Here is a 14761-nt window from a genome sequence, read left to right as displayed (position 1 = left end):
CGGGTGGAACCTCGACCGAACCGCCGCGCCGGGCACCACGCCCGGCGACTTGGTTGATGGTTTTCCGTGGAGGGAGTCGGACCCGTTCGCGCCGCCACCGGCGGCCCGTCAACGGAGGCCGGAAGCAGAGGCGTTACGCCTTGGGCTTCAGACCGGTTTTCGAACCGATGTGGGCGACCGCCATCGAGAACACCTGATCGGCATCGAGAGCGGACGTATCAAGCACAAAAGCGTCGGCAGCCGGACGGAGCGGGGCCACCGCTCTCTGGCTGTCGCGCGCATCACGAGCCTTCATGTCCTCCAGGACATCGGAGGATATAGCCGGAATCCCCCGTCTCTGCAACTCCTTGAGTCGCCGTTCGGCCCGGACCTCCACCGAAGCGGTAATGAACAGTTTGGCCTGGGCATCGGGGCAGACCACCGTTCCGATGTCGCGCCCGTCCAGAACCGCCCCCGGCGCGCCGCCCGGCGGGTGGGTGGCGAAGCGCCGCTGGAAGTCGAGCAGCGCGGCCCGCACCTCCGGCACCGCCGCCACCTTGCTGGCCGCCTGCGCCGCCTCGTCGGTGCGCAGCGCCACCTCCTGCAGGATCGGGTGCTCGGGGTGCAACTCATAAGCCGCGCGCGCCGCCGCGGCATTGTCGGCCGGATCGCCGCCGGCCCGCAGGACCGACACGCCGACCGCGCGGTACAGCACACCGGTGTCGAGATGGGCGAAGCCGAAGGCGTCGGCGATGCGCTGCGACAGGGTACCCTTGCCGCTGGCGGCCGGACCGTCGATGGCGACGACGACCGCCCTGGCCGGGGTCTCCTGATTGGAAAGCGGCTGCGTCATCGCCTCACGCCTCACCGATCTTCGCACCGAGCCGGTTCATCAACCCGACGAAGTCGGGGAAGCTGGTGTCGATGAAGGCGCCGTCGTCGACCGAAATCGGCTCTTCCGACGCCATGCCCAACACCAGGAAGCTCATGGCGATGCGGTGGTCCATGGCGGTGGCGACGGTGGCGCCGCCCTTCGGCCCCTTGCCGGTTCCCCCGGTGCCGTGCACCGTCAGGCTGTCGTCGGCGCCGACCTCGACCGACACGCCGCAGCGGGTCAGGCCTTCCGCCACCATGGCGAGACGGTCGCTCTCCTTCACCCGCAGTTCCTTCAGGCCCAGCATCACCGTGGTGCCTTCCGCACAGGCGGCGGCGGCGGCCAGGACCGGGTATTCGTCGATCATGCTGGGGGCGCGGTCGGCCGGCACCACCACGCCCTTCAGGGCACTGTGCTTCACCCGCAGGTCGGCCACCGGCTCGCCCGCCTGGTCGCGGCGGTTCTCGAAGGCGATATCGGCGCCCATCTCCACCAGCGTGTCGTAGAGGCCGGTGCGGCGCGGATTCATGCCGACATCATTCAGCAGCAGCTCCGAGCCCGGCCGCAGCAGGGCGGCGACCGCCGGGAAGGCGGCGCTGCTGGGATCGGCCGGCACATGGATGGTTCGGCCGGTCAGCTCCGGCTGACCGATGACGGTGACGGCCAGCGCACCGTCCTCCAGCCGCTCGGTCGTCACGGTTGCGCCGAAATGGCGCAGCATCAGTTCGGTGTGGTCGCGCGTCGGCTCCGCCTCGATCACCGTGGTGGCCCCGGCGGTGTTGAGGCCGGCCAGCAGGATCGCCGACTTGACCTGGGCGGAGGCCACCGGCAGGCGGTAGGTGATCGGGACCAGCTCGCCGCTGCCGACCACGGTCAGCGGCAGCCGCCCGCCGGAGCGGCCGACGAAGCGGGCGCCCATCTCCTCCAGCGGCTTGGTGACGCGGGCCATCGGCCGCTTGTTCAGCGAGGCGTCGCCGGTGAAGACGCAGGTGATCGGATGGCCGGCAACCAGCCCCATCAGCAGGCGGGCGGCGGTGCCGCTGTTGCCCATGTCCAGAACCTGCGCCGGCTCCTGCAATGCTCCCAGCCCGACGCCGCGCACGCGCCAGACGCCGTCCCCCTGGGCATTGTCTTCCCGCTCCGCCTCGGCGCCCAGCAGGCGCATGGCGGCCGCGGTGTGCAGGACATCCTCCCCCTCCAGCAGGCCGTGGATCACCGTCTCGCCCACCGCGACGGCGCCCAGCATCAGCGACCGGTGCGAGATCGATTTGTCGCCGGGCACACGGATGCTGCCCCGGATCGCGCCGGTGGTGGTGGAGCGCAGCGGCCTTGCGTGCGTCATGGGACGGGTCCTTCGGATCGGAACGGGAAGCGGATATGGCCGCCGTTCCTATCACAGCCCCCGCCCCGATGCGAGAGGGCCGGGGCAATCGCCCACACCTCCCTCGGGCAGACCTGGCAAATACGGCCGGGCACCAATGAAAAGAGGCCACCCGAAGGCGGCCCCGAGTTCAAGGAGGAAACCAAATGGAGGAGTTGCACACTGTGCAGGTCCGTTCTAGCGAGTTATGGTTAACAGCCTGTAAAGGCAATCCCTGCCCGGGCGGGATACCTCTTTCCCGCTGTTGCTGCGATGCGGCGGGAACCCGGCCGCTTCATCTTTTTTTTGACAAGCGCCGCCGGGCATGGCAAAGGGCGCCTCTTGAGAACCCCCTGATTTTTGTGACGGAGGACGTGGCGTGGCCAAACCCGAATGGGGCGTCAAGCGCATCTGCCCGAGCTGTGGCGCTCGTTACTATGACATGCGCAAGGACCCGCCGGTCTGCCCGAGCTGTGGCGCGCAGTTCGATCCCGAGGCTCTGCTGAAGTCCCGCAAGGCCCGTCCGGCCCCGGTCGACGACACCAAGAAGGTGGTGGCCGTGGCGGAGGACGAGGAAGAGGTCGAGGCTGAGACCGAGACCGCGGAGCTGGAGGACGTCGAGGACGACATGTCCGTCGACGACATCGAGGAAGCCGACGACGCCACCGAGGATGAGGACGACGTCCTTATCGAGGACACGTCCGAACTGGGCGAGGACGACATGGATGAAGTCGTCGATGTCGAAGGCGAGGACGAGGAGGAGCGCTGACCGGCGCCCTTCCCGGATACTGCTTTTCCGGTGAGTGCGGGAAGTCCGGCGGGGTGGTGAAAAAAAGCGCGGCGGGGCGAATTTTCCGCTTGCATCACTCCACCGCCTGACTATTATCCCGCTCCACCAAGGCCGGACGGAAACGACCGGCCCCCAGAGTTAAAAGGGGCCATAGCTCAGCTGGGAGAGCGCTACAATGGCATTGTAGAGGTCAGGAGTTCGATCCTCCTTGGCTCCACCAAATTGATCAAGGGCTCGGCGAGCAATCGCCGGGCCCTTGATGCTTTTGCACCGTGCTCCCGGTCGAACCGCCGGCTTTGCCCATACTTGCCGGTTCGGTCCGGACATATTGACGGACACATGCGATGCCGCCGCGCAGGCAAACGGAGCGGCGGCATCCGCATGGTTCCGGCCGGCTACTTCAGCCAGCGATCGAACACCGCCTGATACTCGCCGGTGGCGACGGCGCGGCGCAGCCACTGGTCGATCCACAGCTTCAGCACGATGTCGCGCGGCAGCAGGAAGGCCTTTTCCGAGAAGTCGAAGGGCTTGTCCGGATGGACGGCGCACAGTTCCGGATGCAGCTTCTGCTGAAGCCGGGTCTCCACCGCATCGGTGATCATCAGGTCGGCCTTGCCGGCGACGATCTGGTCGAAGATGGTGACGTTGTCCGGATGCACCTCGATCTGGGCAGTGTGGATGTTGGCGCGGGCGAATTTCTCGTTGGTGCCGCCGGGGTTGACGATCAGGCGGACGCCGGGCTTGTCGATGTCGGCGACGGTCTGGAAGCGGTCCTTGTTCTCGCAGCGGGTGATCGGCGTCTTGCCGTCGCGCATCAGCGCATCGGAGAACAGTGCCTTCTTCTGCCGCTCCAGCGTCACGGAAACACCACCGACGGCGATGTCGTACTTGTCGGCCAGCAGGTCGGGCAGCAGGTTGCCCCACGTCGTCTTCACGAACTCAACCTTGACGCCCAGCGCCTTGCCCATGGCTTCGGCGAGGTCGATGTCCATGCCCTCGAACTTCTGGGTCTGCGGATTCAGGTAGGTGAAGGGCTTGTAATCGCCGGTCGTTCCGACACGCAGCGTGCCCGCCGACAGCACGGAATCCAGGCGGGACGCCTCGGTGGCCGTGCCGGCGACCTGTGCGGCGGGAGCCGTCTGCGCCGCGGCTCCGGTGGGCGACAGGGCGGCGACGACACAGACCAGAACCGCGCCGACGGCGGCGGCAAGGCTCCGGCCGCGACGGCGCAGGGTACGGACAGGCATGAAGGATCCTCCCAATGCTTTGTTTGCGAACCGGATGGTACGGCGCAGGGAAGGATCTGGCGAGGGGGCTTGGCGGGGGAAGCAAACCGAGCGGGCGGAGTGCAGATATGCGGCGTCCGTGGGGGTGCGGAAGCGCCAAAATGGAGAAGGCCGCGAACCCGTTCCGGTTCGCGGCCTTCAGAATGGTGGGCGGTACTGGGATTGAACCAGTGACCCCTACGATGTCAACGTAGTGCTCTCCCGCTGAGCTAACCGCCCACTTTAGCGGCCGGTGGCGGAGCGTCTGGCGTCGTTCCGTCCGGCGTGGGCGGGTGTATACCGACCTCCTTGCCGACACGCAAGCCCTTTCATCGCCCCACCCGCTTTTTTTATCCGCCGGTGATAGAGCGGTGGCCAATCCCGTGACAGAGGTCCCGTGACACGGCGGCTGGCGTCCATTACATCATTCGACCATGGATGCCTCCTTCGACGCGCAGCGCGACGCCGGCGCCGGTCCCGATCCGGCCGCCGTCGCTTCGCCGCCAAACGCCCCGGCCTTCGAAATCCTGGCCCCGCAGAGCCAGAGGCTGCCGCTCGTGCTGGCGTCGCCGCACAGCGGGAACGCCTATTCCGCCGCGTTTCTCGCCTCATCCCGCCTGGATGCCCGCGCGTTGCGCAAGTCGGAGGACTGCTTCGTCGACGAGATTTTCGCCTTCGCCCCCGGCTTGGGCGTGCCGCTGATCCGCGCCCTGTTCCCGCGCGCCTATCTGGACGTCAACCGCGAGGCCTACGAGTTGGATCCGGAGATGTTCACCGATCCGCTGCCGGCCTATGTCAACACCCGCTCGCCCCGGGTGGCGGCGGGGCTGGGCACCATCGCCCGCGTGGTCGCCAACGGCGAGGACATCTACAAAGGCAAGCTGCGCTTCGCCGAGGCGCTGGATCGGGTCAGCCGCTGCTACACCCCCTATCACAACGCCTTGCGCCAGCTGGTGGACGCAACCCGCGACGCCTTCGGCCACGCGCTGCTGATCGACTGCCATTCCATGCCTTCCGCCAGCGCCACCACCGATGGACGGCGGGGCAACGGACGAGGCGGCGGCCGCGGCGGCAGCCATCCCGACATCGTGCTGGGCGACTGTTTCGGCAACGCCTGCGCCCCGGCGGTGATCGACGCTGCGGAGGAGTATCTGTGCGGGCTGGGCTATGCCGTCAGCCGCAACAATCCCTATGCCGGCGGCTACACCACCCGCCATTACGGCCGGCCGCGCCAGGGCATCCACACGCTTCAGATCGAAATCGCCCGCGACCTCTACATGGACGAGGCGGCACTGACACCCCTACCCTACCTGGACGTTCTCGCCCGCCACATGACCGAATTGGTCGACACGCTGGGCCTGCTTCCGCCGCACAGGCTGGGTCCGCGCTGATCCGCGGATGAGGCGCCCGCAAAGGACCATTGCCCCGTCCCTGCCACAGTTCCGCCTTATCACGTCAGGGCCAAGCTTCGGCTTGGCACCGCCCCCCGTCCCCTTCCGGGCCGGCGCGCTGGCGCGTCGGATCCGGGCACTTTTCCCATAAAAAAAGGGCCGCGGGCGAACCCGCGGCCTCAGTCTAGGGAGGAAACGCCCAAGAAGTGCGTTACGCCAATGTCCACGCCGAGGCGCGACCGTTGCCGCACTGCACAATATGAACGCGGCGGCGCCCGGCTTCAAGCCCAAAAAGAATTTCTTATTCATTACATTGCGTTAACCGGAGTTGGAGGTATCGCGAACCGGATAGCGCCTAGGCAGTTCATGTTGCGCTGCACCATGACCTTTCGTGGAGTGATCTGACCCAAAGGACAGGGAGTACCGGACCTTCGGACCAGCGTCTTGAGCTTGACGGCCGGCGCTCGGAACCAAGCCCGCCCACGGTCGTTTCGTAGTGGTCCCGCATAGGGTGTCCGCAAGGACAGCCGGACTTCGCGGACTGCGGACCCCCCTGCCGGCGGCCAATAAGGAGAAGAACATCGTGAGCAGGCTCGTCGTCGTATCCAACCGGGTGGCCCTGATGGAAGAGGGCAAACAGGCGGCCGGCGGTCTCGCCGTCGCCATCCTGGCGGCCTTGAAGAAGACCGGCGGCATCTGGTTCGGGTGGAGCGGAAAGGTCGTCGATGGCGAGTCCCAGGTGGAACCGACCCGGACGGAAGCCGGCAAGCTGACCTATGCCACGCTGGATCTGGGCCGCCGCGACCACGAGGAATATTACAACGGCTTCGCCAACCAGACCTTATGGCCGCTGTTCCATTACCGGCTGGGCCTGATCTCGGTGAACCGGCGCACGCGCGAAGGATACGAGCGGGTCAACGCCTATTTCGCCGACAAGCTGGAGCCGCTGCTGCGCACCGACGACATGATCTGGGTCCACGACTATCACCTGATCCCCTTCGGCGACGAACTGCGCCGGCGCGGCTGTTCGCAGCGCATGGGCTTCTTCCTGCACACGCCCTTCCCGCCGCCGGAACTGCTGACCGCCCTGCCCAACCACCGCGACCTGATCCGCGAACTGTGCGCCTATGATCTGGTCGGCTTCCACACCATCACCGACCTGCGCGGCTTCTGCGACTACATCCGCACCGAGACCGACGGCACGGTGGAACAGCGCGGCGCCTATGGGACGGCGATGATCCGCGCCTTCGGCCGCACCCTGCTGGCGAAGGTCTTTCCCATCAGCATCGACACCCCGGCGCTGGAAAGCCTGGCCCGCACCGCCGGCCGCTCCCGCCAGGCCGAACGGTTGCGCGAGAGCCTGGTCGGCCGCCGCCTGATCATCGGCGTCGACCGGCTCGACTATTCCAAGGGCCTGCCCCAGCGATTCGCCGCCTTCGAACAGCTTCTGGAAAGCTATCCGGAGCATTGCAACCGCGTCTCCTTCCTGCAGGTCGCCCCGCCCTCGCGCGAGGATGTGCCGGAATACATCGCCATCCGCCGCGAGCTGTCGGAGATGGCCGGCCGCATCAACGGCCGTTTCGCCGAGTTCGACTGGCAGCCGATCCGCTACCTGAACCGCAGCTTCGGCCAGCGCGTGCTGGCGGGATTCTACCGGCTGGCCAACGTCGGGCTGGTGACGCCGCTGCGCGACGGCATGAACCTCGTCGCCAAGGAATATGTCGCCTGCCAGGACGCCGACGATCCGGGCGTGCTGGTGCTGTCGCAGTTCGCCGGCGCCGCCCACGAGATGGGCGAGGCGCTGATCGTCAACCCCTTCGACATCGAGGGCGTAGGCGACGCGCTGCAGCGGGCGCTGACCATGCCGCTGGGCGAGCGCAAGGAACGCCATGCCGCCCTGATGCAGACCTTGCGGCGGCACGACATCAGCTGGTGGCGCGAAAGCTATGTAGACGCACTGACCCGGGCACCGTATGACTTTCCGGTCACCTGAGCATCCGCTCGGTCCATCAATCGAGCGTCCGCTCGGCCCACCAACATCGCAGACCCGGATCCATGGCCGCCGACCTCTCCTCCGCCCCCAGTCTCGCCCCCATTCTGGTTGCCGACATCGGCGGCACCAATGCCCGCTTCGGCCTGATCGACGGCCGTATCGTGCGCGACACCCGCGTGCTCCGCTGCGCCGATTACTCCTCGATCGAGGATGCGGCCACCGCCTATCTGTCGGCGGTCGGACTTGCGGCGGTCGGCACCCCCGGCCGGCCGCGGCGCGGCGCCTTCGCGGTGGCCGGGCCGGTCACCGGCGATCACATCGCCATGACCAATCTGGTCTGGCAGTTCTCCGTCAACCGGGTGCGCGACGCCCTGGGGCTGGACGGGCTGGCCGTCATCAACGACTTCACCGCCGTCGCCCTGTCGGTGCCGCGTCTGGGTGACGAGGACCGGCGCCAGATCGGTGACGGCGCGCCGCAGCCGGGGGCCGTCGTCGGGGTATTGGGGCCGGGCAGCGGGCTGGGCGTGTCCGGTCTGGTGCCGGGCGCCAACGGCCGCTGGACTGCGCTCTCGGGCGAAGGCGGCCATGTCAGCATGGCGCCGATCAGCGACCGGGAGAGCGCCGTGCTGGGCCAGTTGCGCAAGAGCTTCGACCATGTCTCGGCCGAGCGGGTGCTGTCCGGGCCGGGCCTCGTCAACCTCTATGGCGCGCTGTCGATCCTGGATGGGCGGGAACCGGCCGCCCTCACCCCCGCCCAGGTGGCCGACAACGCCATGACCGGCAGCGAGCCCCATTGCGTGGAGGCGGTGGAGATGTTCTGCGCCATGCTGGGCACCGTCGCCGGCAACCTCGCCCTGACGCTGGGCGCGCGCGGCGGCATCTATATCGCCGGCGGCATCGTGCCGAAGCTGGGGACGCTGTTCACCCACTCCCGCTTCCGCAAGCGCTTCACGGAAAAGGGCCGCATGCGCGACTTCCTGGCCCCGATCCCCACCTATGTCATCACCCACGATCTGCCCGCCTTCCTGGGGCTCGCCGAGGCCGCCGGGGCGGAGTAAGTGCGATCTATGCCGGGGGTGCGGCGGATCGCACCCCCAATCGGCGCCGCCCCCTTTCGCCCCACTTGCCGCTTGAACCGGTGGGGCGGACCCCACATGGTTGTTCCCATCCCTTTCGGATTCGTAACGGAACACCATGCCCGCCGATCTTCGTGTCCGCTTCCTGCACCCGTCGGGCGCCATCGGCCCCGGCAAGATCGCCCTGCTGGAGGCCATCGACCGCACAGGCTCGATCTCCGCCGCCGCGCGCGCGCTGGACATGACCTTCCGCCGCGCCTGGTTCCTGGTGGAGACGATGAACACCGCCTTCCGCGAACCGGTGATCCGCACCAGCGTCGGCGGGCGTGAAGGCGGCGGCGCCGGCCTGACCCCGCTGGGCCAGGAGGTGGTAGCCCGCTACCGCCGGACCCAGGAAGAGGCGCGCAAGGCCGCCGAGCCGCACCTGCGCTGGCTGGACGAGGTGCTGAAGGAGGAAGCTCCTGAAGAAAAGCCCGGCACGGGTCCGGCCGGAACGGGCTAACGCCTCCGGAGGGCTTCACCCTGTCCGGGGGCGGTCGAATTGGGCACTGGCGCACCGCGACCGTCGCGCCTAAAAGATGCCTCGTGCACCGCAACGGCAGCGACGAAGGACGGCCCATTCATGCTGAAGCGTCTTTACGACTGGACGATGGCCAAGGCCGCGTCGAAGGATTCGACGGCCTGGCTGGCCGGGGTGTCCTTCGCCGAAAGCTCCTTCTTCCCGCTGCCGCCGGACCTGCTGCTGGTGCCGATGGTCATCGCCAACCGCAAGGCGGCGTGGAAGCTGGCGACGATCTGCACGCTGGCCTCCGTCGTCGGCGGCATCGCCGGCTACATGATCGGCTATTTCCTGTACGAGACGATCGGCCGCTGGGTGATCGAGTTCTATCACCTGACCGACAAGTTCGAGCAGCTGCGCCACACCTTCGTCGAGTATGGGGCCGAGATCCTCATCATCAAGGGCATGACGCCCATCCCCTACAAGCTGCTGACCATCACCGCCGGCGTCGCGCATCTGCCGCTGTGGGTGTTCATCGGCGCCTCGATCATCTCGCGGTCGATCCGCTTCTATCTGGTGGCGGCTCTGCTGTATTTCTTCGGCCCGCCGATCCGCGCCTTCATCGAAAAGCGCCTGACCCTAGTCACCAGCGTGTTCGCGGTGGCGCTGATCGGCGGCTTCCTGGTGGTGAAGCTGCTGTAAGCCGCCACTTCTTTCCAGACAGACAGGACCTCCATGCCTCCGCGCGGGCGCCCGCCCCAACCCAGCCGCGCCCGTACCCGGACCGCCGCCCCCGTCCCTCCGTCAGCCCCGGAGCCCACCGAATCGCGCAAGCTGTTCCGCGTCGCCGGGCTGTCGGCTGTCTCCGCTCTCTTCGCCCATGAGCCGGAGCGGGTGGAGCGCCTGTTCTTCGACGAGCGGCTGAAACCGGCGGTGGGTGCCTTCTGCAAGGCGATGGCGGCGGCCCGCAAGCCCTACCGCATGGTGGAGGGCGACGAACTGGCGAAGGTCGCCGGCACCGTGCTGCATGGCGGGGTGGTGGCGCTGATGGCGCCGCGGACGCTGCCACTGTTCGACACGGAGGCCGCGCGCCGGGCGGCGGAGCCGCTGCTGATCCTGGATGGGGTCGGCAATCCGCACAATCTGGGGGCCATCCTGCGTACCGCCGCCTTCTTCGGCCTGCCCCGCGTGCTGGTTTCCGACCATCCCGGCCAGGCCCTGCCGTCGGAGGCGGCCTATCGCGTGGCGGAGGGCGGGTTCGAGTGGGTGACGCTTGAACGCGCGCCCGCCCTGCCGGCCGTGCTGAAGCGGCTGCGCGCCAGCCACCGGGTGTTCGGAACGGCGCTGGACCAGACCCGGCCGACGGTCGATGCCGGCGCATTGACCGGCTGGCGCGGCAAGCAGGGAGCAAAGCCCCCGGCGGTCGTCTTGGGCAACGAGGAGGACGGCATCCCGCCGGCCACCCTGGCGGCCTGCGAGGCGGTGCTGACCATCCCCGGCAGCGGACGCGTCCAGTCGCTGAACGTCGCCGCCACCGCCGCCATCCTCATCCACGCGCTGGCCGCCGGGTAAGCCGGCTTAACCGAGCGCCGCGATCAACACCACCGCAACCACGGCCATCGAGGCCAGCGGCAGCAGTTCCACGCCGTCACGCTTCCAGGTCGGCGCATTGCCGTGATGGCCGCCGGCATGGCCGTCCGCGATGTCGTTGGCCCAGCCATGGCGCGACGGCACAGCACCCGGAGCCGATACCGCCGGAGCCGCCGGGTTCGCCATATCGACGACCCCGTCGCCGCGGTGATAGTCGCCGTGCCGGCGTGCCAATGCCGGATTGGGGCGGCCCCGCATCAGGCGGGAATCGTCCAGTTCGACCTCGACTCCGGCAGCCTCCACCCGCTCGATCACCGCGGCGGTTTCCTCCGGGGTCATGGTATCGACGGGCAGGAGTTCACCCAGCGCTTCGGCGCTCAGGCGGTTGCCGTTGCGGCGGCCACGGTCGATCAGCGATTGGATGAGGCGGTCGTCGGCGGTGCTGGCCATGATGGCTTTTCCTTCTTCAAGGTCCTTGCGAGATACAGGTCAAACGCCTGGAACCGCCCGAAGGTTCACTGGCACACCCTTCCCCTGCGCCACCTTGCCGCGGCCCGGACTCCACCCGACATAAGTGGTCACTCCAACGGATCGTCATCGATCCACCGGATCGTCACTAATGGGAGACCCGACCATGCTGGGGCATTTTCTGCGCAAGCCGGCGACGCTGCCGACGCCGGAGGAGGCGCTGCCCGGCCGCAGCCAACCCGTTCCCGTTCCCGAACAGCATCACGTCAACGGCCATCGCCTGACCGGCCCCTACCCGCCGGGGCTGGAGGTCATCGACCTCGGACTCGGCTGCTTCTGGGGGGCGGAGCGCAAATTCTGGCAGCTTCCCGGCGTCTGGGTGACCGCCGTCGGCTATCAGGGCGGCCACACCCCGAATCCGACCTATGAGGAGGTCTGCTCCGGCCGCACCGGCCACACCGAGGCGGTGCGCGTCGTCTTCGACCCGTCGATGGTGAAGGTCGAGGATCTGCTGCGCGTCTTCTGGGAATCGCACGACCCGACCCAGGGCATGCGTCAGGGCAACGATGTCGGCACCCAGTACCGCTCGGCCGTCTACACCCACAGCCCTGCCCAGAAGGCGGCGGCGGAGTCGACGCTGGCGGCGTACCAAGAACGGCTGGCCCAGGCCGGCTACGGCCCGATCACTACCGAGATCCGCGAGGCCCCGCCCTTCTACTTCGCCGAAGGCTATCACCAGCAGTATCTCGCCAAGAATCCCAACGGCTATTGCGGGCTGGGCGGGACCGGCGTCACCTGTGCGGCGTGATTGGCGAGGCCTGATGAAGCGCAGGTAAACGCCGGCCGGTAAAAAGCGGGGGTGCGGCGTCCCTGCCGGGCTTAGCCCTTGCGGTTGCGCCGCACCGGCCCTTGCGGGTATGGTTCGGGCGGCTCTTGAAAGCTCCGGCGGCGTTACCCCGCGGGAGCGCCGCCCGTCCAGCTGCGATTGTCATGACCAAGGAAAGAACCGAGCTGGCGACGCCGTATCTCAGCGGCCTGCTCGAATTCTGGCTCACCAAATCCGTCGCCGGCCGTCCGCCGGTCCCCAGCAGCATCGCCCCGGCCGATTTGCGGCCGTGGAAGGACAACATCGCCGTGTTCGAGGTGATCGGAGAGGAATCCGGTACCTTCGTCTATTCCTATTACGGCAAGGCGCTGGCCGCCGCCTTCGGCCAGTCGCGCCTGGGCGCCACGCTGGACGATCTGCCGCCGGAACAGCGGGCATTGCTGCAGCCGGAATACGAGACGGTGCGCCGCGAACGGCTGCCCGTCGCCCGTGTCCACACCGCCGTCTTCGGCGGACGCACCCGCAGCTTCGAGCGGCTGGTTCTGCCGATGTCCAGCGACGGGGTCAGCATCGACAAGCTGCTGGTCGCCGCCTACGAGATGACGCCGCGCGAACTGGCTGCGCGCCGACCCCTGCCGGGCGGCTCCTCCTCCGGTCCAGTCCCCCTCACCGTTCAGAAGCCGGGAGCCTCGGCATGACCCCGCGTATGCCGCATCTCGCCGCCCCGCCCACCCAGGCGGGCGTGGTGACCGCCGACGAGTTCAATCTGTGGTGCGCGCTGAACGGCCGCCCCTTCAACCTCGTCCCCAACCCGCGCCCCGATGGCCGCGTGATGTGGGATGTGGAGGTTCTGCCCGGCACGCCGCGCGCCGGCACCGTCTATTCCACCAACCTGTCGGACGAGGCGCTGGCGGTGGTCGCCGGCTTCGCCTTCCTGTCGGGCGTCGAATGGGCCTATGAGGCGCGCGACCCGGCGGAGGCCGAAGCGCCCGCCACCGCCCCGTGCGAGGCCGCCCCGGCTGCCGCGACCTCCGTTTCAGCCCCCATGCCGGCGGCGGTGGCACCCTGCGCCCCGGCCGCGCCCGCCGCTCCGGCGGAGCCGGTGGAGTATCCTGCCGTCTATTCGCTGCCCGCCGTCTCGCTGCTGCAGAACCCGCCGCCGCGCCCGGTCCAGCAGCATGACGAATCGGTGTTGGCCCGCAACGCGCGGATGCTGGAAACCGTCCTGAAGAACTTCCGCGTCCGCGGCGAGATCATGGACGTGCGTCCCGGCCCGGTGGTGACGCTGTACGAGTTCGAGCCGGCCCCCGGCACCAAGTCGGCCACCGTCATCAACCTGACCGACGACATCGCCCGTTCGATGAGCGTGGTCACCGCCCGCATCGCCATCGTCCCCGGCCGCAGCGTCATCGGCGTCGAGCTGCCGAACCCGGTGCGCGAGATGGTCTACCTGCGCGAGAGCTTCGACCACGACGCCTTCCGCAACACCACGGCGCAGCTCGCCATCGCGCTGGGCAAGGACATCAGCGGCGAGCCGGTGGTGGCCGACCTCGCCCGCATGCCGCACCTGCTGGTCGCCGGCACCACCGGATCGGGCAAGTCGGTGGCGATCAACACCATGATCCTGTCGCTGCTCTACCGGCTGCCGCCGGAGCGCTGCCGCTTCATCATGGTCGATCCCAAGATGCTGGAGCTGTCGGTCTATGACGGCATCCCGCACCTGCTGACCCCCGTCGTCACCGATCCCAAGAAGGCGGTGGTCGCCCTGCGCTGGGCCGTACGCGAGATGGAAAGCCGATACGAGGCGATGTCCAAGCTCGGCGTGCGCAACATCGAGGGCTACAACGCCCGCATGACGGAGATGATCGCCGCCGGCGAGAAGATGCCGCGCCGCACCCCGGCGCCGGGCGAGCCGGAGAATGTCTTCGACCTGACGCCGTCGGAGCCGACGCCGCTGCCCTACATCGTGGTCATCGTCGACGAGATGGCCGACCTGATGCTGGTCGCCGGCAAGGAGATCGAAGCGGCGATCCAGCGTCTGGCCCAGATGGCGCGCGCCGCCGGCATCCACCTGATCATGGCGACGCAGCGCCCGTCGGTCGACGTCATCACCGGCACCATCAAGGCCAATTTCCCGACCCGCATCAGCTTCCAGGTCACCAGCAAGATCGACAGCCGCACCATCCTGGGCGAAGCCGGGGCGGAACAGCTGCTGGGCCAGGGTGACATGCTGTACATGCAGGGCGGCGGCCGCATCACCCGCGTCCACGGCCCCTTCGTCTCCGATTCGGAGGTCGAGGAGATCGTGCAATACGTCAAGGCCCAGGGCGCACCCAACTACGTCACCGCCATCACCGAGGAGGAGGAGGAAACCGCCGCGGTGGAGGACGAGGAGGGCGGTTCGGCCGCGACCGGCGACGACCTCTACATGCAGGCCGTCAATCTGGTGGTGCGCGAGGGCAAGGTGTCGGTCAGCTTCATCCAGCGCCAGCTGCAGATCGGCTACAACCGCGCCGCCCGTCTGGTCGAGCGGATGGAGACCGAGCGCGTGGTCGGCCCGGCCAACCACCAGGGCAAGCGCGAAGTCCTGCTGTCCCACGCCGGCCTGTCCGCCAAGCGCGCGGGGGTTTGATCCTCTCTCCCCCGTAAG

Annotated in this window: 14 protein-coding genes and 2 tRNA genes; 11 read left to right on the top strand and 5 right to left on the bottom strand. The window is 68.2% G+C overall.

Features of this window, described 5'->3' with window-relative positions:
- Positions 1–133: 133 nt before the first annotated feature.
- Together cmk and aroA are read right to left on the bottom strand one after the other, a co-directional pair.
- Entirely contained in the window at positions 134–832 is a 699-nt protein-coding gene (gene cmk, locus FZ938_RS06715; protein WP_149197834.1) for a (d)CMP kinase, read from the bottom strand.
- Between the two features lie 4 nt (positions 833–836).
- On the bottom strand, positions 837–2195 hold the full coding sequence (gene aroA, locus FZ938_RS06710; protein ID WP_149197833.1) for a 3-phosphoshikimate 1-carboxyvinyltransferase: 1359 nt from the start codon (positions 2193–2195) through the stop codon (positions 837–839).
- Between the two features lie 397 nt (positions 2196–2592).
- Here aroA and FZ938_RS06705 point away from each other — a divergent pair, with 397 nt between their 5' ends.
- The gene (locus tag FZ938_RS06705; RefSeq protein WP_149197832.1) at positions 2593–2982 is read left to right on the top strand and encodes a TIGR02300 family protein; all 390 of its coding nucleotides are present in this window, start codon (positions 2593–2595) and stop codon (positions 2980–2982) included.
- A 165-nt stretch (positions 2983–3147) separates the two neighbouring features.
- Positions 3148–3223, top strand: a tRNA-Ala gene (locus FZ938_RS06700).
- Positions 3224–3398: 175 nt separating this feature from the next.
- Here the strand turns inward: FZ938_RS06700 and FZ938_RS06695 are convergent.
- A complete protein-coding gene (locus FZ938_RS06695) occupies positions 3399–4250 on the bottom strand; it encodes a transporter substrate-binding domain-containing protein (protein WP_149197831.1) in 852 nt (283 codons plus the stop codon).
- Between the two features lie 183 nt (positions 4251–4433).
- Positions 4434–4508 (bottom strand) — tRNA-Val (locus FZ938_RS06690).
- 194 nt (positions 4509–4702) lie between these two features.
- Between FZ938_RS06690 and FZ938_RS06685 the strand changes: the two genes are divergently transcribed.
- From FZ938_RS06685 to FZ938_RS06660, 6 genes are all read left to right on the top strand, one after another.
- Positions 4703–5659, top strand: coding sequence for an N-formylglutamate amidohydrolase (locus tag FZ938_RS06685; RefSeq protein WP_149197830.1), 957 nt, complete (start codon positions 4703–4705; stop codon positions 5657–5659).
- 583 nt (positions 5660–6242) lie between these two features.
- A complete protein-coding gene (gene otsA / locus FZ938_RS06680) occupies positions 6243–7652 on the top strand; it encodes an alpha,alpha-trehalose-phosphate synthase (UDP-forming) (protein ID WP_149197829.1) in 1410 nt (469 codons plus the stop codon).
- A 62-nt stretch (positions 7653–7714) separates the two neighbouring features.
- Complete coding sequence (locus tag FZ938_RS06675; RefSeq protein ID WP_149197828.1) at positions 7715–8710, top strand: glucokinase; 996 nt, start codon at positions 7715–7717, stop codon at positions 8708–8710.
- 136 nt (positions 8711–8846) lie between these two features.
- Entirely contained in the window at positions 8847–9230 is a 384-nt protein-coding gene (locus FZ938_RS06670) for a winged helix-turn-helix domain-containing protein (protein WP_149197827.1), read from the top strand.
- Positions 9231–9350: 120 nt separating this feature from the next.
- The gene (locus FZ938_RS06665; RefSeq protein WP_085090362.1) at positions 9351–9929 is read left to right on the top strand and encodes a YqaA family protein; all 579 of its coding nucleotides are present in this window, start codon (positions 9351–9353) and stop codon (positions 9927–9929) included.
- A 33-nt stretch (positions 9930–9962) separates the two neighbouring features.
- The gene (locus FZ938_RS06660; protein WP_149197826.1) at positions 9963–10799 is read left to right on the top strand and encodes a TrmH family RNA methyltransferase; all 837 of its coding nucleotides are present in this window, start codon (positions 9963–9965) and stop codon (positions 10797–10799) included.
- A gap of 6 nt (positions 10800–10805) precedes the next feature.
- On the opposite strand, the gene FZ938_RS06655 is transcribed toward FZ938_RS06660, so the two are convergent.
- Positions 10806–11267, bottom strand: coding sequence for a hypothetical protein (locus tag FZ938_RS06655; RefSeq protein ID WP_149197825.1), 462 nt, complete (start codon positions 11265–11267; stop codon positions 10806–10808).
- 184 nt (positions 11268–11451) lie between these two features.
- On the opposite strand from FZ938_RS06655, the gene msrA reads away from it, so the two are divergent.
- The 3 genes from msrA to FZ938_RS06640 all read left to right on the top strand — a co-directional run bounded on the left by msrA (position 11452) and on the right by FZ938_RS06640 (position 14743).
- Positions 11452–12093, top strand: a complete 642-nt coding sequence (gene msrA / locus FZ938_RS06650; RefSeq protein WP_149197824.1) for a peptide-methionine (S)-S-oxide reductase MsrA — start codon at positions 11452–11454, stop codon at positions 12091–12093.
- Between the two features lie 182 nt (positions 12094–12275).
- Positions 12276–12809 (top strand): PAS domain-containing protein, encoded by a 534-nt coding sequence (locus tag FZ938_RS06645; protein WP_149197823.1) that lies wholly within the window; start codon positions 12276–12278, stop codon positions 12807–12809.
- Complete coding sequence (locus FZ938_RS06640; protein WP_149197822.1) at positions 12806–14743, top strand: DNA translocase FtsK; 1938 nt, start codon at positions 12806–12808, stop codon at positions 14741–14743. The genes FZ938_RS06645 and FZ938_RS06640 overlap by 4 nt, the downstream gene beginning before the upstream one ends.
- The last annotated feature ends 18 nt before the right edge of the window (positions 14744–14761 follow it).

The sequence above is a fragment of the Azospirillum oryzae genome, assembly GCF_008364795.1.
Classification (GTDB): Bacteria; Pseudomonadota; Alphaproteobacteria; order Azospirillales; family Azospirillaceae; genus Azospirillum; species Azospirillum oryzae.
The sequence above is the reverse complement of the archived record's forward strand: the minus strand, read 5'-3'. Positions and strand labels throughout refer to the sequence as shown.